Origin of the sequence: Serratia sp. (in: enterobacteria) (genome assembly GCF_051654945.1) — a bacterium.
In the GTDB taxonomy this organism is placed as follows: Bacteria; Pseudomonadota; Gammaproteobacteria; order Enterobacterales; family Enterobacteriaceae; genus Chania.
In genome coordinates, this window is the sequence record NZ_JBOFZA010000092.1 from 77155 (window position 1) to 99033 (window position 21879).

The 21879-nt window shown below is 55.4% G+C and carries 18 protein-coding genes; 6 read left to right on the top strand and 12 right to left on the bottom strand.

The window, feature by feature from the left end; all coding sequences use genetic code 11:
• Nucleotides 1-3: 3 nt before the first annotated feature.
• Complete coding sequence (gene fdnG / locus ACRDCA_RS23145; RefSeq protein WP_438691635.1) at nt 4-3051, bottom strand: formate dehydrogenase-N subunit alpha; 3048 nt, start codon at nt 3049-3051, stop codon at nt 4-6.
• Nucleotides 3052-3233: 182 nt separating this feature from the next.
• Between fdnG and fdhD the strand changes: the two genes are divergently transcribed.
• The 5 genes from fdhD (at nt 3234) to ACRDCA_RS23170 (ending at nt 8440) form a co-directional block, all read left to right on the top strand.
• Nucleotides 3234-4052: a formate dehydrogenase accessory sulfurtransferase FdhD gene (gene fdhD / locus ACRDCA_RS23150; protein ID WP_438691695.1), complete on the top strand. Its 819-nt coding sequence runs from the start codon at nt 3234-3236 to the stop codon at nt 4050-4052.
• 121 nt (nt 4053-4173) lie between these two features.
• Nucleotides 4174-4797 carry a superoxide dismutase [Mn] gene (sodA, locus tag ACRDCA_RS23155; RefSeq protein ID WP_438691636.1) on the top strand — a complete coding sequence of 208 codons (624 nt, stop codon included), beginning with the start codon at nt 4174-4176 and terminating at the stop codon, nt 4795-4797.
• A 119-nt stretch (nt 4798-4916) separates the two neighbouring features.
• A complete protein-coding gene (locus tag ACRDCA_RS23160; RefSeq protein WP_438691637.1) occupies nt 4917-6839 on the top strand; it encodes a methyl-accepting chemotaxis protein in 1923 nt (640 codons plus the stop codon).
• Nucleotides 6840-6939: 100 nt separating this feature from the next.
• A complete protein-coding gene (gene yiiM, locus ACRDCA_RS23165) occupies nt 6940-7611 on the top strand; it encodes a 6-hydroxyaminopurine reductase (RefSeq protein WP_438691638.1) in 672 nt (223 codons plus the stop codon).
• Nucleotides 7612-7660: 49 nt separating this feature from the next.
• Complete coding sequence (locus tag ACRDCA_RS23170; RefSeq protein WP_438691639.1) at nt 7661-8440, top strand: class I SAM-dependent methyltransferase; 780 nt, start codon at nt 7661-7663, stop codon at nt 8438-8440.
• 168 nt (nt 8441-8608) lie between these two features.
• On the opposite strand, the gene ACRDCA_RS23175 is transcribed toward ACRDCA_RS23170, so the two are convergent.
• Together ACRDCA_RS23175 and ACRDCA_RS23180 are read right to left on the bottom strand one after the other, a co-directional pair.
• Nucleotides 8609-8971 carry a YibL family ribosome-associated protein gene (locus tag ACRDCA_RS23175; RefSeq protein ID WP_025122213.1) on the bottom strand — a complete coding sequence of 121 codons (363 nt, stop codon included), beginning with the start codon at nt 8969-8971 and terminating at the stop codon, nt 8609-8611.
• Between the two features lie 67 nt (nt 8972-9038).
• Nucleotides 9039-10508: a PLP-dependent aminotransferase family protein gene (locus ACRDCA_RS23180; protein WP_438691640.1), complete on the bottom strand. Its 1470-nt coding sequence runs from the start codon at nt 10506-10508 to the stop codon at nt 9039-9041.
• A 135-nt stretch (nt 10509-10643) separates the two neighbouring features.
• On the opposite strand from ACRDCA_RS23180, the gene ACRDCA_RS23185 reads away from it, so the two are divergent.
• On the top strand, nt 10644-11252 hold the full coding sequence (locus ACRDCA_RS23185) for a LysE family translocator (protein WP_438691641.1): 609 nt from the start codon (nt 10644-10646) through the stop codon (nt 11250-11252).
• Here ACRDCA_RS23185 and ACRDCA_RS23190 read toward each other — a convergent pair.
• The 9 genes from ACRDCA_RS23190 to ACRDCA_RS23230 form a co-directional block, all read right to left on the bottom strand.
• The gene (locus ACRDCA_RS23190; protein ID WP_024483278.1) at nt 11249-11806 is read right to left on the bottom strand and encodes an MltR family transcriptional regulator; all 558 of its coding nucleotides are present in this window, start codon (nt 11804-11806) and stop codon (nt 11249-11251) included. The genes ACRDCA_RS23185 and ACRDCA_RS23190 overlap by 4 nt on opposite strands.
• A 155-nt stretch (nt 11807-11961) precedes the next feature.
• A complete protein-coding gene (locus tag ACRDCA_RS23195) occupies nt 11962-13110 on the bottom strand; it encodes a mannitol-1-phosphate 5-dehydrogenase (RefSeq protein WP_438691642.1) in 1149 nt (382 codons plus the stop codon).
• 62 nt (nt 13111-13172) lie between these two features.
• A complete protein-coding gene (locus ACRDCA_RS23200; RefSeq protein ID WP_438691643.1) occupies nt 13173-15089 on the bottom strand; it encodes a PTS mannitol transporter subunit IICBA in 1917 nt (638 codons plus the stop codon).
• Nucleotides 15090-15628: 539 nt separating this feature from the next.
• Nucleotides 15629-15913, bottom strand: a complete 285-nt coding sequence (locus ACRDCA_RS23205) for a HigA family addiction module antitoxin (protein WP_438691644.1) — start codon at nt 15911-15913, stop codon at nt 15629-15631.
• Nucleotides 15913-16191, bottom strand: coding sequence for a type II toxin-antitoxin system RelE/ParE family toxin (locus ACRDCA_RS23210; protein ID WP_438691645.1), 279 nt, complete (start codon nt 16189-16191; stop codon nt 15913-15915). Before ACRDCA_RS23210 ends, ACRDCA_RS23205 begins: the two co-directional genes overlap by 1 nt.
• Nucleotides 16192-16421: 230 nt before the next feature.
• The gene (locus tag ACRDCA_RS23215) at nt 16422-17141 is read right to left on the bottom strand and encodes a DUF3053 domain-containing protein (protein ID WP_438691646.1); all 720 of its coding nucleotides are present in this window, start codon (nt 17139-17141) and stop codon (nt 16422-16424) included.
• 169 nt (nt 17142-17310) lie between these two features.
• On the bottom strand, nt 17311-19380 hold the full coding sequence (gene glyS / locus ACRDCA_RS23220; RefSeq protein ID WP_438691647.1) for a glycine--tRNA ligase subunit beta: 2070 nt from the start codon (nt 19378-19380) through the stop codon (nt 17311-17313).
• 9 nt (nt 19381-19389) lie between these two features.
• Nucleotides 19390-20298, bottom strand: coding sequence for a glycine--tRNA ligase subunit alpha (gene glyQ / locus ACRDCA_RS23225; protein WP_438691648.1), 909 nt, complete (start codon nt 20296-20298; stop codon nt 19390-19392).
• 185 nt (nt 20299-20483) lie between these two features.
• On the bottom strand, nt 20484-21227 hold the full coding sequence (locus ACRDCA_RS23230; protein WP_438691649.1) for a helix-turn-helix transcriptional regulator: 744 nt from the start codon (nt 21225-21227) through the stop codon (nt 20484-20486).
• Nucleotides 21228-21879: the final 652 nt, after the last annotated feature.

A 21879-nucleotide genomic window follows, 5' to 3' on the forward strand; every position in this document is an offset into this window, starting at 1 on the left:
CCGTTACACCTTTTCCACGTTAACCAGGAACGCCTTGAACTCTGGCGTTTGCGTATTGGCGTCGCCGACAAACGGTGTCAGCGTGTTGGCGATAAAGCCTTTCTTCGCCACCCCTTCGTAACCCCAGTGGATTGGGATGCCGATGGTGTCCACGTCCTGGCCGTTCACCTGCAAGGTACGAATACGCTTGGTCACCACCGCCTTGGCCTTGATATAGCCACGGTTGGAGCTGACTTTAACGGTATCGCCCTGCTTGATGCCTTTCTTCTCGGCCAGCTTCTCGCCAATCTCCACGAACTGTTCCGGCTGGATGATCGCATTAAGCAACGCATGCTTGGTCCAGTAGTGGAAATGTTCGGTCAGACGATAGGTGGTGCCGACGTACGGGAACTTGTCGGATTTGCCCATCGCGGCCAGATCGTCTTTGAACACGCGCGCCGCCGGGTTGGACACCACGTTCGGGTGCAACGGGTTGGTGCCAAGCGGCGTTTCAAACGGCTCGTAGTGTTCCGGGAACGGCCCTTCGGCCATTTTATCGAGGGCAAACAAGCGGCCCATGCCTTCCGGCTGCATGATAAACGGCCCGACGTCGCTGCCCGGTGCGGCGGCGCTGTAGTCCGGAATATCGACCCCGCCCCACTTGGCTCCATCCCACTCCAGCAACTGGCGTTTGGCATCCCACGGTTTGCCCGCCGGATCGGCAGAGGCACGGTTATACAGGATGCGGCGGTTCAGCGGCCATGCCCAGGCCCAGCCCAGCGTGTTGCCAAGGCCGGAAGGATCGGCGTTGTCACGGCGCGCCATCTGGTTACCCGCCTGAGTCCAACTGCCTGCAAAGATCCAGCAGCCACTCGAGGTGGTGCCGTCATCACGCAGATGCGCGAAGGTACTCAGCAGTTCGCCTTTCTTCGCCAGCACTTTACCGTCTGGATCGAGAACATCCGCCAGCGCCCGGCCGTTGCTCTCCATCGCCACTTCTTCTGGCGCAGGATTGTTCGGGGTCAGGTAGTCCCAGGACATGTTCAGCAACTGTTCAGGTACCGCGCCGCCGTCACGGGTGTACATCTCGCGCAGGCGCATCAGCAGCCCCGCCAGGATCTCACCGTCGTTCAGCGCTTCCCCTGGGGCATCGGCCCCTTTCCAGTGCCATTGCAGCCAGCGGCCGGAGTTGACGATTGAACCGTTCTCTTCGGCAAAGCAGGTGGATGGCAGACGGAACACCTCGGTCTGGATCTTCGATGGGTCAACGTCGTTGAACTCATCGTGGTTCTGCCAGAAGTTGGCGGTTTCGGTGTTCAGCGGATCGATGGTTACCAGGAACTTCAGCTTGGCCAGCGAGGCCACCACTTTGTTCTTGTTCGGGAACGACGCCACCGGGTTGAAGCCCTGGCAGATATAGCCGTTCACTTTGCCCTGCGACATCATCTCGAAGTATTGCAGGACGTCGTAGCCTTTGTCCCACTTCGGCAGCCAGTCAAAGCCCCAGCTGTTGTCCTTCTGCGCTTTGTCACCGTAGAAGCTCTTCATCATGCTGACGAAGAATTTCGGGTAGTTGCTCCAGTAGTTCACCTGGCCCGGCAGCAGCGCCTTCGGCGTGTTGGCTTTCAGGTAGGTGTCCAGATCGGCCTGTTTTTCCGAAGGCAGCGTCATATAGCCCGGCAGGCTTTGTGACAGCAGACCCAGATCGGTCAGACCCTGGATATTGGAGTGGCCGCGCAGGGCGTTCACCCCACCACCTGCCATGCCCATATTGCCAAGCAGCAACTGGATCATCGCCATGGTACGGATGTTCTGCGCACCGACCGAGTGCTGTGTCCAGCCCAAGGCGTACAGGAACGAGGCCGTCTTGTCGCTGGCGCTGGTCTCAGCGATATATTCGCACACCTTGAGGAAGTCTTCGGTTGGCGTACCGCAGATGTTGGTGACCACCTCTGGCGTATAGCGGCTGATGTGTTTTTTCAGCAGGTTCCACACGCAGTTCGGGTCTTGCAACGTAACATCACGCTTGGCGAAGCCGTTCTCGTCGAGCTGGTAGTTCCAGGTGGTTTTATCGTACTTGCGATTATCCGCGTCGTAGCCGCTGAACAGGCCGTCGTCGAAGGCGAAGTCTTCCCGCACCAGCAGGCTGGCGTTGGTATAGGCATCCACGTATTCGCGGTTAATCTTGTTATTGGTGATCAGATACAGCAACACGCCCGACAGGAAGGCAATGTCGGTACCGGAACGAATTGGCGTGTAGAAATCCGCCACGGATGCGGTACGGGTAAAGCGCGGATCGATGACGATCAGCTTGGCTTTATTATGAATTTTGGCTTCCATCGCCCAGCGGAATCCCACTGGATGCGCTTCTGCCGCATTACCACCCATGACGACAATTAAATCGGCGTTTTTGATATCAACCCAGTGGTTGGTCATCGCACCGCGACCAAATGTTGGAGCAAGACTTGCTACCGTTGGTCCGTGTCAGACACGCGCCTGGTTATCTACGGCAAGCATGCCGAGAGCGCGACTAAATTTTTGGGTTAACATCCCGGTTTCGTTGCTGGAGGCCGAAGCGCACAGCATACCGGTGGTCAGCCAACGGTTGACGGTAACGCCCTGGTCGTTGGTGGGAATAAAGTTGGCATCGCGGTCTTCTTTCATCAGTTTGGCGATGCGGGTAAAGGCGTCGTCCCAGCTGATGCGTTGCCACTTGTCAGAGCCAGGAGCGCGATATTCGGGGTATTGCAGACGACTTTCGCTGTGGATGAAATCCACCAGACCTGCGCCTTTCGGGCACAGTGCACCACGGTTTACCGGATGATCCGGATCCCCTTCGATATGAAAAATGCTCTCTTTGGCGTTTTTGGCACCATCACCAAGGCTGTACATCAACAGCCCACAACCGACGGAACAATACGTGCAGGTATTACGGGTTTCACGGGCGCGCAGCAGCTTGTACTGCCGGGTTTCCGCCAATGCCACCGCCGGGCTGAAGCCCAGTGCGGCTACCGTGGTTCCTGCCATACCGCCAGCACAGATCTTAAAGAACTGCCTTCTGCTGACCTGCATGGGGGGTCTCCTTTCTCTCTCGTGTTGTCACATTGTTTCAAATGACGCTTTCCCCCTCTAAGCGGGAAGCGCTAAAATCACTATTCTTATGTGGATATTGGCCAACTTGGCCGCAACGACGCGCTAATAATACCATAGCGTGCGTAGGGTTGTTACGAACAGGTACCAGGAAAGTGAACAAAATTAACCAAGAGCAGCCTGTAAATGTGAACGCGCTCACGGGCTTGATCCAGGCTCCGGTGTATCAGCGCGGGCAATTGACCACCACGGAGCAAGATTGGCTCGCCGAAGAGGTGCCGGTCGCGCTGGTGTATAACGGCATTTCTCACGTGGTAATGATGTGTACGCCAAAGGATCTGGAAGCGTTCGCCCTAGGATTTTCCCTGTCGGAGGGCATTATCGACTCGCCACGAGATATCTTCAGTATAGAGGTTAATCCCACCTGCAACGGCGTGGAGGTCCAGATTGAGCTTTCCAGCCGCCGCTTTGCCGGGCTGAAAGAGCGCCGCCGGGCGATGGCGGGCCGCACGGGCTGTGGCGTTTGCGGTATTGAGCAGTTGGCGGATATCTTCCGGCCGGTGACGCCGCTACCCTTTACCCAGACCTTCTCGCTGGCCAATCTCGATCGCGCTCTCGGCCAGTTGCGCGATGTGCAGAACGTCGGCCAGCTCACGGGCTGTACCCATGCCGCAGGCTGGATCTCACCGCAGGGTGAGCTGCTGGGCGGTTGCGAAGACGTTGGCCGCCATGTGGCGCTGGACAAGATGATCGGCATCCGCGCCAAACAAGGCTGGCAGCAGGGGGCGATCCTGGTTTCCAGCCGTGCCAGCTACGAGATGGTGCAAAAATCCGCCATGTGCGGTGCCGAGATCCTGTTCGTGGTCTCTGCCGCCACCTCACTGGCGGTGCAAATCGCCGAGCGCAGCAACCTGACGCTGGTGGGCTTCAGCAAGCCAGGCCGGGCAACGGTGTTTACTCATCCGCAGCGGATCATCGACTAAACCACACAATCTGTAGGGCATTGATAATCATTTTCAATATCATTTAATTAATTATAATGCATCATACTGCTTACGCGGTGCTCACATTTTGCGCCGCTCTACACTACTGGAGATGATGATTATGAGTTATTCACTGCCATCCCTGCCTTACGCATACGACGCACTGGAACCGCATTTCGACAAGCAGACGATGGAAATCCATCACACCAAACACCATCAGACCTACGTCAACAACGCCAACACCGTGCTGGAAGCTTACCCTGAGCTGGCTTCGCTGAGCGTAGAAGAGCTGATCCAGGATCTGGATAAAGTCCCTGCAGACAAACGCACCTTCATGCGTAACAACGCGGGCGGCCACGCTAACCACAGCCTGTTCTGGAAAGGTCTGAAAACCGGCACCACGCTGGGCGGCGATCTGAAAGCGGCCATCGAGCGCGATTTCGGCAGCGTTGAGAAATTCCAGGAAGAGTTCGAGAAAGCCGCAGCCACCCGTTTCGGTTCTGGCTGGGCCTGGCTGGTACTGAAAGGCGACAAGCTGGCTGTAGTCTCTACCGCTAACCAGGACAGCCCGCTGATGGGCGAAGCCGTCTCCGGCGCTTCAGGCTTGCCAATCGTTGGCCTGGACGTGTGGGAACACGCTTACTACCTGAAATTCCAGAACCGTCGCCCGGATTACATCAAGGCATTCTGGAACGTGGTGAACTGGGATGAAGCGGCCAACCGCTTCGCCGCAGCCAAGAAATAATTTGGCGTTCCCCTATGATGCCCGCTGATGCGGGCATTTTTTTGCCTATTGTCCGCTAAAGTTTAACCGCCAGTTGCCGATGCTTTGTTCAATTGACTAACGCCTAAGAGGGAAAAATCATGGCGGCATTGAAAGCTTTGGCAGGAAAATTCGTTCACCTCACCGTAGGTAAAAAACTCGGACTCGGCTTCTCACTGATGTTAATACTGGCGATAGTTATCGCCGGCACCGGTATCACCTATCTCAATCTGATCGAATCACGCAGCAACCGCATCGATTTCAGCTATCAACTGACCGGCGAAATCGCTCAGGCGAAATACACCCGTGCCATGTTTAGCCAAAACTACAATACCGAATACCTGGAACGTAACCGCAAACATATTGAGAACGCCATCCAACTGGCTAGCCATGCGCAGGACCTGAACTGGGATACGCAAAGCCGCAAGGACCTGGAGCTGTTAGTGGTATTGCTGGGCAACTACGAGCAGCAACAAAAACTGTTCGCCAAGGCCGTCACCGATAAAGATGCGGTACGAGCCAGCTGGAACATGTCCGAAGTGCAAGACAGCCTGAGCCAGGTTGAACGCCAGTTGGTTACTGCCGACCTGCAGCTGGCCTTTATCCAGTTGAACCAGAAGCTGACCCAGATCCGCTACCACGCCCGTGGCCTGGTGCTAAAACCCAATCTCGACTCCGAAACCCCACTGATCAGCGCCATCGACGATGCCCGCAGCGCCGCCAGCACGCTCAGCCAACGTCTGAACGAGTCCCAGCGCCCGTTGCTCCAGCCTCTGTTAGCCGCGCTGGACGAGTATAAAGGCCATATTACCGCCTACCTGCCCGCCTATGACAATGAACTCAAGATCAGCAAACAGCTCGGCGGCTACGCCGACGAGATCGGTACGCTGGTCAATAACTTCATGAAAGATGAGCTGATGCAGACGCATAAAAACATCGATACAGCACAGTGGCAGATGGGGATCACTACGGCGATCGCCATTCTGGCCGGCCTGCTGGTGTCATGGCGCATCACGTTGCAGATCACCCGTCCGCTGCACAGCACCTTGGAGCTGGCTGAACGCATTGCCAAGGGCGATCTGCGCCAGGCACAAACCAGCACTCGCCGCGACGAACTGGGCCAGTTGCTTAATGCCGTCGCCGCCATGAGTCAGAACCTGCGCGATATGATTGAGAAAATCCAGATGGGGGTCAGCCAGGTCTCCACTGCTGCCGGTGAAATCGCGGCGGGCAATACCGATCTCTCCTCGCGTACCGAGCAACAGGCCGCTGCGGTGGAAGAAACCGCCGCCAGCATGGAGCAGCTCACCGCCACGGTGAAACAGAATGCCGACAATGCCCATCACGCCAACCAGTTGGCGACCGATGCCTCACAAACCGCACAGCAAGGCGGTAAACTGGTTAACAACGTCGTCAGCACCATGCGGGATATTTCCAACAGTTCGCAGCGGATCGCCGAAATTACCACCCTGATCAACGGCATTGCCTTCCAGACCAACATTCTGGCCCTGAATGCCGCCGTTGAGGCCGCCCGTGCGGGTGAGCAAGGCCGTGGTTTCTCGGTGGTTGCCAGCGAAGTGCGCAATCTGGCCCAGCGCAGCGCCCAGGCGGCGAAAGAAATCGAAGGGTTGATCACCGAGTCGGTCAACCGGGTGAAAAGCGGTACGGCTCTGGTGGAAGACACCGGTAACACCATGGAGCAAATCGTCCGTTCGGTCACCCACGTGCGCGATATCATGGCTGAAATCGCCGCCGCCTCCGACGAGCAAACCAGAGGCATCGCCCAGATTGGCCAGGCTATCGTGGAAATGGACCACACCACTCAGCAAAACGCCGCGCTGGTGGAAGAGTCTGCCGCCGCTGCCGATTCGCTGGAAGAGCAGGCCGAGATGCTGTTGCAAAGCGTCGCAGTATTCCGCTTGGCGGATAAGGCTACGCCAGTGGAAGCGAAAGCCACCCCGCTCAAATCTCCATCACTGACCAAACCGAGCACCAACTCCGCAGACAACTGGACGACCTTCTAATCCGTCCCCCCGCCCGGTGAATTCCGGGCGGGTTATCCTGTTCCTCCAGCGCGACTCAGGCTATGCTACGCAGCATTAACGAGAGAGAATGGAGGCCCGCATGCATCACCCAGACGTATATCTCGGTTCGATTCGACCTTATGAGGGCAGCCGCCCCAGCGCCATCGAAAAACGGCTGGTGGAGGGTGCGTTAAACCTCACACCACTTGGCCTGGCAGGCGATGAGCAGGCAGAAAAAAGCTATCACGGTGGGCCAGATCGCGCCCTATGCCACTATTCGCGCGAACACTACGACCACTGGCGTGAACAATTCCCGACGCAGGCTGAACAGTTCTGTGCACCCGCCTTTGGCGAAAATATCTCGACCTTCGGCCTGACCGAACATAACGTGTTTATGGGGGATATCTTCCGCTGGGGCGAAGCGCTGATCCAGGTTACCCAACCGCGATCGCCCTGCTTCAAGCTTAATTACCATTTTGCCATCGCCGACATGTCGGTGCTGATGCAGCAAACCGGCCGCTGTGGCTGGCTGTATCGCGTGGTTTCGACCGGTATGGTCAGTGGTGACCAGCCGCTGGAGCTGGTGACCCGCAACAGCGAGGTGTCCGTCGCCGAAGCCATCGGCATCGCCTGGCACATGCCGTTCGATGAAGAACAATACCGCCGCTTATTGTCGGTGGCGGGGCTGTCGGCCAGCTGGAGCAAAACCATGCTGACGCGCATCGCCAGTGGCAAAATCGAAGACTTCAACCGTCGCCTGCTAGGCCGCTAACCGGTAGCAGGCAGCAGACATCTACCGACCTGGATTTGGGAGTTGCGTTATGGCTACATCACCTCACTCCATTCATCACGCGGCCGCGACCGGCTATCAGGCCAATGCGGATCGTTACGTTTTGGGCCGCCCGGATTATCCGGCGGAGATCGCCGATTGGCTGCGGGATGCGCTTGAATTACAGCCCGGTAAGGCCGTCATCGATTTAGGCGCAGGTACCGGCAAGTTCACGCCGCGCTTGCTGGAAACCGGTGCCGACGTCATCGCCGTTGAACCCGTGGCGCAGATGCTGGCAAAGCTGGCAGCGGCCTTTCCTCAGGTGAAAACGCTGGCCGGTACCGCCGAGTCTATACCGCTGCCGGATGAGTCGGTAGATGCCATTGTGTGCGCGCAATCCTTTCACTGGTTTGCCACACGCTCAGCGTTGGCGGAAATTCAGCGCGTGCTGAAACCTGGCGGCAAGCTGGGTCTGGTGTGGAATATGCGCGACGCGCGCGTTGGCTGGGTACGCAAGATCAATCAGATCGTCGATCGCCACGAAGGGGATGCGCCGCGTTTTTATACCGGTGAATGGCGCAAACTGTTCCCATACCCTGGCTTTGCTCAGCTACAGGAGCAAGTGTTTATGCTGGGGCATAGTGGCACGCCGGAAGATGTGATTTATAACCGCGTACGATCCACCAGCTTTATTGCCGCGTTGCCGCCGCAACAGCAGGAACGGGTGATCGAACAGCTCCGCCAGTTGGTGGCAGAGGAAGAGGAACTGCGGGGGAAGGAGACGCTCACGGTGCCTTACCAGACCTGCGCGTATTTCACGACCAAGGCCTGAATGCCCCCTCTCCCACAGGGAGAGGGGACCGATCGAGCTCGTTAATGACTTTGCGTAATACCTTGCCTTTCTTGTTCTGAACCCCCTACTTTCCGAAGTTGCGCGGGCTTACCACGCGCTCGGGACAGCTCCCTCTCCCTATGGGAGAGGGTTGGGGTGAGGGGGCGATCAGAAGGCTTTTTTAGCGTAACCGGTAACCACTTTCAGGCCCATTTCGCGGCCAAGTGCGGTCATTGGGTGCACCACGATCAGGCCACGGGCGCTTTTTTTCAGCGAGCCCATATCCGCCTGCTCTTTCTTGGTGATCTCACGGCTGAACGGTAGCTGGCTCAACTTTTGCGCTTCCGCACTCAGTTTTTCCACACGCACGTTTTTCAGGCGCTCAATCTCGGTCGCCAGCTTCTCTTTTTCTTTGAGATGTTGCGCAATCAGGTCGGTGTTACCCTGCTGGATCACCGCGGTGTCTTTATGCTTGAGGGCGTCCAGCAGATCGCTCAGGCGCTTAATCTCGGCTTTTTCTTTCTCTTTCATCGTCTTTGGCCTGTTTTGTTCTTTGGCTTAAAAAATATTGGGCTAGTGTAGCAAAATGCGCGGCAGGTTACTCCTCAGCTTGCGCAATTCCCGCCGGCAGACCGCTCATCTCACAGGCTTTTGCCCCCACCCGCGCCAGCGCCTGGGTATAGCGGGCGTTAAACGGGTAGCAGCAGGAAAGCCGCAGCCCGTTATGATAACGCCCACTCGGGGAATACAGCGTGCCGGGCGTCAGGCAGATCTGCTCATCAAGCAGTTGATGGAACAGCGCCACCGTATCCACCCCGGGCGGGAACTCTACCCAGAACACAAACCCACCAGCAGGCTGCGTGGCCCTGGTGCCGCGCGGGAAATGGCGGGCAATCAGCGCTCTGGCTTCTTCCACCTGTGCCGCATAGCGTTTACGCAAATTGCGCAGGTGGTGATCGTATCCCCCCGCCTCCAGGAACATCGCCAGCGTTTCCGACAGCAAGTGCGACTCGGCCATCGAAGAGACCGCCTTCAACTTGCGCAAAGCCTCATTGAAGCGCCCACCGACCACCCAGCCGATGCGAAAGTCCGGTGCCAGCGTTTTGGTGAAGCTGGAGCAAAACAGCACCCAGCCATCGCGATCAAATGCCTTTACCGCCGGGCTGAGCGCGCTGCCAAATTGCAGCTCGGCATACAGCCCATCTTCAATCAGCGGCACTTGATGATCGTTCATCAAGCGTGCCAGGCGTTTTTTCGCTGCCAGCGGCATGGTGCAGCCTAATGGATTCTGGATTGTCGGCATGGCAATGACCGCGTTGAGCCGTTTCTCCTCAAGCAACAACTCCAGCGCATCCAGCGACAGGCCGTGCTGCGGATCGGTGGGAATTTCCAACGCTTTCAGCCCCAGGCTAGCGAGCAGCGGCAACAGGTAAAAATAGGTCGGAGACTCCAGCCCCACGCAGTCGCCCGGTTTGGTCGTCACCCTGAGCGCCAGCTGCAAGGCTTCCATGCAACCGTGCGTCAGCGTGATGTCGCTCGGCTCCAGCAACATGCCCAGCGTCATCGATCGCCGGGCGATCTGTTGGCGCAACCGCAGGCTGCCCGGCGGTAAGGCGTATTGACCAATCAGGTTAGGCTGACGGCGCAGCTGTGATGACAACATCCGCCCCAGTTTACCGCCAGGATAAAAATCAACCGTCTGCGGACAGGCGAGCGACAGATTGGTGAAGGCCGGGTTCTGCTGGGCGGCAAAAACCGTATCGATTAAAGCCAGCACATCATCTGCCGGCTGTTCGACCCGGGTACTGGGGGCCGATGCCGTTTTCAACGCAGGCAAGGTCGCTCGCACGTAAAAACCGGACTGCGGACGCGCTTCAATCAACCCCCGATCTTCCAACTGGCGATAGGCCGCCACCACGGTATTGATGCTGACGCTGTGAGTCTGTGCGCAACGACGCACCGAAGGCAGGCGGCTACCAGGCGGTAAGGTGCCACGGTGGATCGCTGCCGCCAACGTTTCCGCCAGTTGCAGGTAGCGGGTTTCCGGGATCTCGTCGAGCAGGGTCACAGTTTCTCTCCAGGCTATGGGTACAGTTTAAAATCAACGTAACTGTAACCATGACAATAGCTTATTTCTGGTTCTGTCACCATCTATCGACAGCCCTTATGCTGGTGATCTTCCCAATCATGTATGGAAAACCTCATGCTGGACTCCGCATTTATCAGTTACGTGACCGTGATGTCGATTACCCCTGGCCCCAATAACCTGCTGCTGGCCTCGTCCGGTGTCAATTTCGGCCTGCGGCGTACCTTGCCGATGGTGTTTGGCATCAGCCTGGGCTGTGCGACACAGCTAGCCCTCACCACGCTGTTGCTGGCGCTGATCCTGAACTGGGCTGACGCCATCCGTTTTCCGCTGGCAGTGATGGGCTGTGCATATCTGCTATGGCTATCGTGGAAACTGTATAAGGCGGCTTCACCGGATGCCAAACAACAGGCGCGGCCAATGCGCTTTATTGGCGGTGCCTTGTTCCAGGCGGTGAATCCGAAAGCCTGGCTGATGGCCATCAACGTGGCGATCCTGTTTACGCCCCATCAAGGAGCATCACTGCATCAAACGCTGTTAACCATTGCCGGCTTCACCGCAGTGAATATCCCCTGCATCTTGATCTGGGCAGTGATGGGCGATCGGCTACGCCACGCTTTGCGGGTGACCTGGAAGCTGCGGCTATTTAACGGTGTGATGGCAGGTTTGATGGCAACCACCGCGTTATGGCTGCTGTTTGACGAGTGGCGGGCGCTGCTGGCTTAAGGCTTTTGAGCACCGAGCGGGGAGAGGCGAGAGGGCTGTTTGGCACCGATCTCCGCCAGCAGCTCGGTGATCGACAGCACCATGGTCGAACGCACCATCTGCTGGTAACGCTGGTGTTGCATGGCGATCAGTGACTCATCCGCCTCGCCGGGCTGTAGAAACGTGGGGACCGGCGGCAAGGCGCTGACGCAATGCAGCTCACCGAACGGACCAAGAATTTCATCATCAATAAAGCGGTATTCCGAGCCGTCGTGATTCAGCTCTTCACGCATCGCCATCAGCAGTTCGGCGTCTTCATATTCGTGGCGGGAAATGACTCCCAGCCCATACATCAGCTTCAGGCGTACCGAAAGCTCACCAAGCGGCCCAGCACCAGACAATAGCGGTTCGACGGCATATTTCACCGCATAGTCGTCTTTACGGAAAACCTGCACCACCAGGACGTTTAGCGCTTCTGCCAGCAGCTCGACCGCTGCAATCAGAAAACTGCGCACCGTCTTGCCTGCGTTCAGCTTTTCCAACACCTTGTTTTCAAATGCCTGGGTCTCGATCATCTTCGCTTTTCGAATCGCCTGGGTGTCCGGACACTCCCGGTTAATCACCGGGAGTGAGCCTGAGCGAGGGGCAAAGATCCCCTGCCCCCTCACCCTACCCCTTATCCGTGGGGTAAGGGTACGGGTTTGCTTACACTGGTTTGATATCACAGCGTTTACTGCAAGGCGTTATACACAGCAACCGCCTCTTCCACAACCTTGCTGTCGACCGGCAAACCGGAAATTTGCGCCAGCGCGGCTTTTGGACCCAGTTTTGCCAGCAAGTCTACCAGCTCTTGTGCCTGTGGGTCCTGTTCGCTGCGATAACTCATGGCGGCGGCAATCCCCTTAATCAGGTTAGCGTGTGGCAAACCGTATTCCAACGTGCCCAACAGCGGCTTGATCAGGCGATCGCCCGCGCTCAGTTTGCGCAGCGGCTGTCGGCCCACGCGCTCTACGTCATCATGCAGATACGGGTTTTCGAAGCGGGACAGGATCTTGTTGATATAGGCGGCATGCTTGTCGGCATCAAAACCGTAGCGCTTGATCAGCACCGCGCCGCTCTCTTCCATCGCGCCCTTGACCACCTGACGGATAACCGGGTCCAGGATCGCATCACGGATGGTCAGCAGCTTGGCGCGCTGGCCCAGGTAAGCGGTGATTGCGTGGCCGGTGTTGAGGGTAAACAGCTTGCGCTCAACAAACGCCATCAGGTTATCGGTCAGCTCCATGCCGGCGATGGCAGGAGGTTGGCCCTTGAACTGGGTCTGATCGACAATCCACTCGCTAAAGGTTTCTACCGTCACTTCCAGCGGATCGTTACTGCCCGCTTCTGCTGGCGGCACAATGCGGTCTACAGCGGAATCGACAAAGCCGATATGCTGCTCAACCCACGCCTGCTCATCCTGCGGCAGTGCGTCGAACACGTGCTGCTTGAGCTGGCTGGTGCCGCGCACCATGTTTTCGCAGGCGATGATGTTCAGCGGTTGAGTATTGCCTTGCTGATGGCGCTTGACCAGACCTTTGGCGATCGTCCCGGCAATTCTGGCCAGGATCTGCGGGCCAACGGCCGTTGTGACAATATCGGCTTCGGCAATCAGGGCCACCGCGTCTTCGCTGCCGCTGTTAACGGCACTGACGTTTTTCACATCCTCAACGCGAGCCTGCTCGCCTACCACATGTACCTGGTAACTCTTGCGTTGATTCAACGCGTCCAGCACCGTCTGGTTAACGTCAGCAAAAGTCAGTTCGGCGTGCGCGTCGGCCAGCAGTTTACCGATAAAGCCACGGCCAATGTTGCCGGCTCCGAAGTGTAATGCTTTCATATTCCACCCTTTCTTAATGTCGAAGGGTGCAGCAAGCTGCACCCTTTAAAATGATCCTGTTATCAGGCCTTCTTGCCGCCCAGCAGATCCAACACTTCCTGGACGCTGGTGGTACTCGCCAGCCGCTCGATGACGCTTTCGTCATCCAATGCATTGGTCAGGCTGGTGATCACCTGGATATGCTCGTTGTTACGTGCCGCGATGCCGATAACCAGACGCGCTACCTCATCCTCTTCATCACCGAAGCGCACGCCCTGCGGGTACTGGCAGAACACCACACCGGTACGCAGCACGCGGTCTTTGGCTTCGATGGTGCCATGCGGCACGGCAATGGATTCGCCCAGATAGGTGGAGGTCAGCTTTTCACGTGCCAGCATCGCCGGAACATATTCTGGCTCGACGTAGCCCCCTTTCACCAGTTGCTCACCGGCGAAGCGGATCGCCTGCTCTTTATCGCTGGCGTGCAGGCCGAGGAAGACGTTGTTTTCCCCCAACTTGAACAGGTTCTGTTCGCTGGCGTCGAAGCTGTCATCCAGGGTAGCGATAACCTTCTGCTCGGTTTCGCTGGTCTTGTTAGCGGCCACCAAACGGGCAGTCAAATCGCTGTACAGATGGCTGTCCAGGAAGTTGGTCAGCGAGATATGTTGGGCCTGCGGCGCATGACGCATCGCACGCTCGGTCAAATCGCGGTGAGTGATCACCAGATCCACATCTTCCGGCAGGCTGTTGATCGCGCTATTGGTTACCGAGATATTCTTCAGCCCTGCGTCCGCCACTTTCTTGCGCAGCACACCGGCACCCATGGCGCTGGACCCCATACCTGCATCACAAGCCACGATGATTTTACGCACGGTGCTCAGGTCACCGTCTACTGCGGCATTTACCGCGCTACCGCCTTTAGACTGGGCTTTCATGTCCTGGATACGGCGTGTCGCCTCTTCCAGATCGTCATCCTCTTTCACTTTCGAGGTTTTCAGCAGGAAAGCTGATACCAGGAAGGACACCAGGAATGCCGCAAATACTGCCGCCAGGTTAGCGAAGTAGGCACCTTTTGGCGTCATCGCCAGCACCGCCAGGATAGAACCCGGAGAAGCAGGAGACACCAGACCGCCGTTCAGCAGGGTCAGGGTGAATACGCCGGTCATCCCGCCCAGAATCACCGCCAGGATCAGGCGTGGATTCATCAGCACGTATGGGAAATAGATTTCGTGGATACCACCCAGGAAGTGGATGATCGCTGCACCACCGGCAGACTGCTTGGCGCTACCGCGGCCGAAGAACATATACGCCATCAGCACGCCCAAACCTGGGCCTGGGTTGGCTTCGATCAGGAAGAAGATCGACTTACCGGTTTCCGTCGCCTGCTGGATGCCCAGCGGTGAGAAGATACCGTGGTTGATGGCGTTGTTCAGGAACAGGATTTTCGCCGGTTCAACGAAGATCGAGGTCAATGGCAGCAGGTTGTTGACCACCATGATATGCACGCCAGCCGCCAGCACTTTGGAAATGGCTTCGACCAACGGCCCGATACCCATAAAGGCCAGGATGGCCAACAGCATACCGATGATGCCGGCAGAGAAGTTGTTAACCAACATCTCGAAGCCGCTTTTGATTTTACCGTCTACCCAACGGTCAAAGTGTTTGATTGCCCAGCCGCCCAACGGACCTGCAATCATTGAACCGAGGAACATCGGCATGTCCGCACCGACGATCACGCCCATGGTGGTGATGGCACCGACCACACCGCCACGCTCGCCGCCCACCAGTTTACCGCCGGTATAACCGATCAGCAGTGGTAGCAGGTAGGTGATCATGGGGCCGACCAGCTTGGCTAACGTCTCGTTTGGCAGCCAGCCGGTAGGAATGAATAGCGCAGTGATGATACCCCAGGCGATGAATGCGCCAATGTTGGGCATCACCATGTTACTCAGGAAACGGCCAAAGTTTTGCACTTTAACCTTAATATCTGGTGAAAACATAAACACACCCCTATTGTTACGCGCTGACAATAAGAGCGCGCGATATTTGTTGTAACGATCTAGCCCTGTTGCTGCTGTTTGCGAAACGGACTCTACCACGCTCTTTTTACTACGCGAACCTCACGGAATTATTGTGATCACCGTCACTAACATTGCCCCTATACCCCGGCATATTTAGTGACATACATCACATTTATGCAGTGTAAAAAAAACACAATGAGAAGGAATAGCGGCCAAATACGACAGAAACGTGATGCAGGTCACCTTTCACCCTCTCGTGTTTGTTTTTAAAATGTGACATGAATCACAATTTATTTTACATATGACCACCGGGCCGTGGTCTGAAATGACATCTTCCCTGTGAGCACCCATGCCGTCGGGAAATAACCATGGTGTGGGTGAAAGAAAACTACATTAAGAGATGTGATGAATAATTGAAGTGTAGTACAGAAGTGCGCGGGAGTAGTTTGGTGAGCGGATACGACAGTTGCACCGCCAAACATTCCGGGCTAGTGGACAAATCCATCGCCCGGAAGAGGTTAAGCTGCAACCAAACGCTTTAGCTGAGAAGTATCGACTGCTTTTTTGGCGACCCACAGGCTGTAATTATCCTGCAGATTTAGCCAGAATTCAGGCGAACTCCCCAGCACAATTGACAGCTTCACCGCCATCTCTGGGCTAACAGCCGCATTCCCTGCGACCAGGCGCTGTGCTGTGGAGGGTGCAACCACCAACGCCCTGGCAAATACGCGAATACCAACACCCAGTTCTTCCAGCGTTTCAGCGATAATCTCGCCGGGATGAGGGGGGTTATGCATAGCCATTAGTGATAATCCTCATAGTTGACGATGTAGGCATCACCATCGATAAATTCAAACGTGATGCGCCAGTTGCCTGTTACGGTTATTGCCCATTGCCCAGCACGGTCACCCGACAGTGGGTGGAGTTGATAACCAGGACGGTCGATATCACTGATGTACTTTGCTGCATCAATGACGCCAAGCCTTAGACGAATTTTGCCGACCTGTTGAGTATTTATGCCAGCCGTAGAGCCTTTTTCGAAAAACTGCCGCAATCCCTTGTGCTTAAAGCTCTTGATCATCAGATGCTCCCTCACCCCCGTTGCGCAACACGAAACATTATACTAGCTGTTGCGCGTCAAGCAACACCTATTGATAAGATCGCAACGCGAGACTGCGTGCTGGTGAAAACCTGTAATTAACTGAACGGGTAATTTGAAGCGATGGGGGTATATGGCGGGAAGGGAACATCATTGTGAAGGTAAGATAGGGAGCCAAAAGATTGGCCCCCTATGCTCGATAACGCTTAATGCTACTGCATGACCGCCTGCACGGTTTTCTGTGCGTTCAGCAAGTCCTGCTGCTTGGCCACCAGATTGGACATCATGGTGTTGTACTGCGTTGCCTGCTGCTGGGTGCGAAACTGCACGCCGCCGTTGCTGAAGCTCACCTGATTGCCCTGAGCCTGCAAGAAGTCCCCTACCTGTACCAGGTCTTGAACAAAACCGGCGGTGGTTGGGATTGCTGGCATCAGCGCATTGGCCGGTGCGGTGACAATCTTGTCATACACCTGGTTGTATACCGCTTTCAGATCGTCCGGCTGTTTCAGCGCCGCATGCGCGGTATCAGCCTGGGCCTTGGCGGTCTGGATCTGCTGGCCCAGCAGGTTTAACGCGCCGATCGACTGTTGCAGGCTATCGCGCTTGCTCATGTAGTCCTGCGCGGTGCGGATCTGATTAACCTGCTCCAGCGCCGGGGTCAGGCTGGCCTCTACCGATTTGCTCAACTGTTGGGAAAAACCCACCAGAATGGCGTAATCACCGGCATAAGCACCGAATTTCTGTTTCTGATCTTCGCTCAACGTTGGGATATGTACGCCACTGCGCATGACAGTATTCTGTAAGTAATCAACGAATGCCTTGCGCTGCTCCGGCTCTTTATCGCCGCAGGCGGTCAGTTGCATAACCACCAACAATGCCAACACCGGTGCCAGCCAACGCGCGAAACTTCTGCTCTGGATCCCTACAGCCATGTGACATAACTCCTGTTTAAACGTGTCTTTTTTCAGATTCCATGCCGTCTGCCGCCCTCCATGCGTCTACAAGAATAGATCAAACGGGCGCCGTATGCAGCGCCCCTACTTTTGTGAGCCCGATGGAGCTGTTCAAGCGCCCGTAGGCGCTTTCTTGGGCCTTACGCCATTATTGCAGTACGGAAATATCCGCAACCTGCAAGAACAGTTCACGCAGCTTGCTCAGCAGCGTCAGGCGGTTCACACGGACCGCTTCGTCTTCCGCCATCACCATCACGCTGTCGAAGAATGCATCCACGGTTTCACGCAGTGCAGCCAGTTCAACCAGCGCTTCCTGGTAGCGGCCTTCGGCAAAGAACGGTTCCAGCTTATCGCGCAGCACCACCAGGTGGGTTGCCAGTTTCAGCTCGGCCGGTTCTTTCAAAACTGAAGCGTGGACATGATCCAGCAGGGTATCGGTGGATTTGGCCAGGATATTGGACACGCGCTTGTTGGCAGCGGCCAATGCGGCGGCGGCTTCCAGCGTCCGGAAATGCGTCACCGCTTTTACCCGCGCATCGAAATCGGCTGGCTTGGTTGGACGACGCGCCAATACGGCCTGGATGGTATCCACCGCGTGGCCTTCTTCCTGATACCAGGCACGGAAACGGCCCAGCATAAAGTCGACAACTTCATCCACTACTTTGGCGTTGGTCAGCTTGTCGCCATACAGGCGTACCGCCTCTTCCGTCAGAGTTTGCAGATCCAGCGGCAGGTTTTTCTCAACGATAATACGCAGCACGCCCAGCGCAGCACGGCGCAGTGCGAACGGATCTTTATCGCCTTTTGGATGTTGCCCAATGCCGAAGATCCCGGCCAGGGTGTCCATCTTGTCGGCAATCGCCAACGAGCAGGCCACCAACGATTGCGGCAGGTCGTCACCGGCAAAGCGTGGTTGGTACTGTTCGTTCAACGCGACCGCTACGTCTTCGGCTTCACCGTCGTGGCGTGCATAGTGCATGCCCATAACGCCTTGAGTGTCGGTGAATTCGAATACCATGTTGGTCATCAGATCGCACTTCGACAGCAGCCCCGCACGCGTAGCGTGATTGACGTCTGCCCCGATCTGGCCAGCGATCCAGCCAGCCATGGCCTGGATACGGTCGGTCTTGGCGCGCAGAGTGCCCAGTTGCTGTTGGAACAGCACGGTTTCCAGACGCGGCAGGTTGTCTTCCAGGCGCTTCTTGCGGTCGGAATTGAAGAAAAACTCGGCGTCAGCCAGACGTGGGCGCACCACCTTCTCGTTTCCGGAGATGATTTGCTGCGGATCTTTCGACTCGATATTGGCGACGAAGATAAAGTTCGGCAGCAGTTTGCCCGCAGCGTCATACACCGGGAAATACTTCTGATCGCCCTTCATGGTGTACACCAGCGCTTCGGCCGGCACCGCCAGGAATTTCTCTTCGAACTTGGCGGTCAGCACCACTGGCCATTCGACCAACGAGGTGACTTCTTCCAGCAGGCTTTCGCTCAGATCGGCTTTACCGCCAATCTTTTGTGCAGCCAGTTCAGCATCACGCTTGATCAACGTTTTACGGGTTTGATAATCGGCCACCACTTTCCCGCGCTCCAACAGGATTTGCGGGTATTGGTCGGCGTTATCGATAGTGAATTCCTGCTCACCCATAAAGCGGTGACCACGAATGGTGCGGGCAGAGTCGATGCCCAGCACGGTGCCTGGGATCAGTTCTGCACCCAGCAGCATCGTCACGGTATGCACAGGACGGACGAACTGGGTTTCTTTATCGCCCCAGCGCATCAGTTTCGGGATTGGCAACTTGGACAGCGCGGTGCTCACCATACCCGCCAGCAGTTGCTGGGCAGCTTGGCCTGGCACATGGGCGCGATACAGCAGCCATTCGCCTTTATCGGTCACCAGGCGCTCGGCCTGATCGACAGTGATCCCGCAGCCGCGCGCCCAACCTTCGGCCGCTTTGCTCGGTTTGCCTTCGGCATCGAACGCCTGGGCAATCGCCGGGCCACGCTTTTCAACTTCACGATCGGCCTGCGCTGCACGCAGATCTGCCACTTTCAGCGCCAGACGGCGCGGAGCGGCAAACCACTTCACTTCGCCATGTTCCAGGCCAGCGGAGTCCAATTCAGCAGTAAAGTTGGCAGCAAAGGCTTCTGCCAGTGAGCGAAGAGCCTTCGGCGGCAGCTCTTCCGTGCCGATTTCCACCAGGAAAGTCTGTTGTGTCATAGCTGCCTCTTACTTCTTATTACACATTGGGAAGCCCAGCGCTTCGCGGGAAGCGTAGTAGGCCTCGGCAACGGCTTTGGTCAGCGTGCGAATACGCAGAATATAACGCTGACGCTCGGTAACCGAGATCGCCTTGCGTGCATCCAACAGGTTGAAGGTATGAGCAGCCTTGAGGATACGTTCATAAGCCGGCAGCGGCAGCGGTTTCTCCAATGCCAACAGCGTTTGCGCTTCCTTCTCATACTGCTCGAAGCAGGTGAACAGGAAATCGACATCGGCGTATTCGAAGTTATAGGTGGATTGCTCCACTTCGTTCTGATGGAACACGTCGCCGTAGGTGGTAACGCCCAGCGGGCCGTTGCTCCACACCAGATCGTAAACGCTGTCCACGCCCTGGATGTACATCGCCAGACGTTCCAGACCGTAGGTGATCTCGCCGGTAACCGGTTTGCACTCCATGCCGCCAACCTGCTGGAAATAGGTAAACTGCGTCACTTCCATGCCGTTTAACCACACTTCCCAACCCAGACCCCAGGCGCCGAGCGTCGGGTTTTCCCAGTTGTCTTCGACAAAGCGGATATCGTGGATGGTCGGATCCAGACCGAGTTCTTTCAAAGAGCCCAGGTAGAGTTCCTGAATGTTTTCTGGCGATGGCTTAATCACCACCTGGAATTGGTAGTAGTGTTGCAGGCGGTTCGGGTTTTCCCCATAACGGCCGTCGGTTGGGCGACGTGAAGGTTGCACATAGGCGGTCGCCATTGGCTCTGGGCCCAGTGCACGCAGGCAGGTCATCGGGTGGGAGGTTCCCGCGCCAACTTCCATGTCCAGCGGTTGCACGATGGTGCAGCCCTGGCGCGCCCAATAGTCCTGTAGTGTCAGGATCAGACCCTGAAAGGTCTTGGTATCAAACTTTTGCATGTTGATTTCGCACGCGATACAAGTGGATTTAATAGAATGGGTCAGTATACCCGTTGACCGTAAGATATACAGCCAGAATCCGGCATCAAGTGTCAATCTTCGAGAAAAAAGCGCGCTGCGTGGCCGTTTAAGGAGGGATCGGGTTGGATAGCAGCCTGAAGACAAGGTTGAGTTCTTGGCCGCTCTCATTGCCGAGCGGAAAGCACCGGCCTGATGAGCTTCAGTTCGACGCCAAGCCTGATGGCATGTTTGGCATTGGTAACACCCAATTTTTTGACCACGTTGCCGATATGATATTTTACCGTGGTGAGCTTGATCCCCAAAATCAGTGCGATTTCCTGATAGGATTTCCCCATGCTCGCCCAGTAAATAACCTCATTCTCACGCCTGGAGAACAGCGCTTTCTGGTTGATTTTGTCATCATCGCTGGTGTTATTCAGTTCGTGATAGAGTGTGGTCAATTTATCATGCACGGTGATCAACAGCATTTGCAGTTTATGTTGATTCTCTTTGATAATCTCTTCTATATTTTCATCACAGGCGTCATCCATAATAAGAGACAGCACCACCAGATTATTGTTATGATCGTGCAACACAAACGTATAGCCATTGATGACATTATAGTGTTTGGCCATATCAAAAATATTGGGGTAATTTAACCCTGAACCGGTCGTGATATTTTCATCCCAGGAGAAAGGGGTTACTCGGCGGGAGGTGGTAATCAATACCGGATCGATAAACTGGTAGTTATTTGCGGTATAAAACTCAAACCATTCTGTCTTGTTAGAAATTATAGCGAAATCAGCAGGGTTTATTTTGCTCATAATCGCATAAGCGTACTTTATGCTGTTATACTCTCGTAAATTCATTTCCAAATAACGCTTTATGACTGAGTTAATAAATTCATTATTAAAGAATAAACTCGACACAAAAAATCTCCTTATAGAAATTCCCTTTACAAATGTCAGAGCACAGCATAGAAGCCATATTTTATCATAAAAAAAGCACAAAACTCATAGTGAGTAAGAGGAACCGTGAACTTTTAATAAATAGCGCCATAATGATTTTACTGCTTGATATATTTAATGAAATAACTGTACAATTTTCAACCACCAGCAACCCAGGACATCAACGTCTGACTTTTTCGCTCTGTTAACAAAGGGCTTCCGGAAGTCTGTGTGGTAAATTTTTAGTTACTGAAGTGTTTTTTGATCGGTGTTTTTCTGGCCAAAAATGTTAACAGCCGACAAAAAGCATCACATAATATCAGCTAACCCCTGACTTTCTGATTATTGATAGCGGATGAAAGCTGAAAAACTAATGATAACAACCGTGATTGATACGTTTTTTATATATTTCAGGCACGAAAATGCCCTCCCACTCGTTGATTAGCGAGCGAGAGAACAATTGACAGACAACCTGTTATTTATAATAATGTAAAAAACTTTCCCTGGTGTTGGCCAAATTGGCTCCTGATCCTTTAAACGGGATCAGTTTTTTTTATATTTAAATCCTTTGCTCTTATGCAGCAACAATAATGTCTTTCAGGGGCAAATGATAGTTATACTAAAGTACAGTCAG

What these genes read in the sequence shown, in the direction of transcription:
- ACRDCA_RS23160 (WP_438691637.1), top strand. Translation starts at nt 4,917, where the DNA reads ATGGCGGCATTGAAAGCTTTGGCAGGAAAATTCGTTCACCTCACCGTA.
- glyQ (WP_438691648.1), bottom strand. Translation starts at nt 20,298, where the DNA reads ATGCAAAAGTTTGATACCAAGACCTTTCAGGGTCTGATCCTGACACTA.
- ACRDCA_RS23215 (WP_438691646.1), bottom strand. Translation starts at nt 17,141, where the DNA reads ATGGCTGTAGGGATCCAGAGCAGAAGTTTCGCGCGTTGGCTGGCACCG.
- ACRDCA_RS23210 (WP_438691645.1), bottom strand. Translation starts at nt 16,191, where the DNA reads ATGATCAAGAGCTTTAAGCACAAGGGATTGCGGCAGTTTTTCGAAAAA.
- yiiM (WP_438691638.1), top strand. Translation starts at nt 6,940, where the DNA reads ATGCATCACCCAGACGTATATCTCGGTTCGATTCGACCTTATGAGGGC.
- ACRDCA_RS23170 (WP_438691639.1), top strand. Translation starts at nt 7,661, where the DNA reads ATGGCTACATCACCTCACTCCATTCATCACGCGGCCGCGACCGGCTAT.
- ACRDCA_RS23195 (WP_438691642.1), bottom strand. Translation starts at nt 13,110, where the DNA reads ATGAAAGCATTACACTTCGGAGCCGGCAACATTGGCCGTGGCTTTATC.
- ACRDCA_RS23205 (WP_438691644.1), bottom strand. Translation starts at nt 15,913, where the DNA reads ATGGCTATGCATAACCCCCCTCATCCCGGCGAGATTATCGCTGAAACG.
- ACRDCA_RS23190 (WP_024483278.1), bottom strand. Translation starts at nt 11,806, where the DNA reads ATGATCGAGACCCAGGCATTTGAAAACAAGGTGTTGGAAAAGCTGAAC.
- ACRDCA_RS23200 (WP_438691643.1), bottom strand. Translation starts at nt 15,089, where the DNA reads ATGTTTTCACCAGATATTAAGGTTAAAGTGCAAAACTTTGGCCGTTTC.
- sodA (WP_438691636.1), top strand. Translation starts at nt 4,174, where the DNA reads ATGAGTTATTCACTGCCATCCCTGCCTTACGCATACGACGCACTGGAA.
- ACRDCA_RS23185 (WP_438691641.1), top strand. Translation starts at nt 10,644, where the DNA reads ATGCTGGACTCCGCATTTATCAGTTACGTGACCGTGATGTCGATTACC.
- glyS (WP_438691647.1), bottom strand. Translation starts at nt 19,380, where the DNA reads ATGACACAACAGACTTTCCTGGTGGAAATCGGCACGGAAGAGCTGCCG.
- ACRDCA_RS23175 (WP_025122213.1), bottom strand. Translation starts at nt 8,971, where the DNA reads ATGAAAGAGAAAGAAAAAGCCGAGATTAAGCGCCTGAGCGATCTGCTG.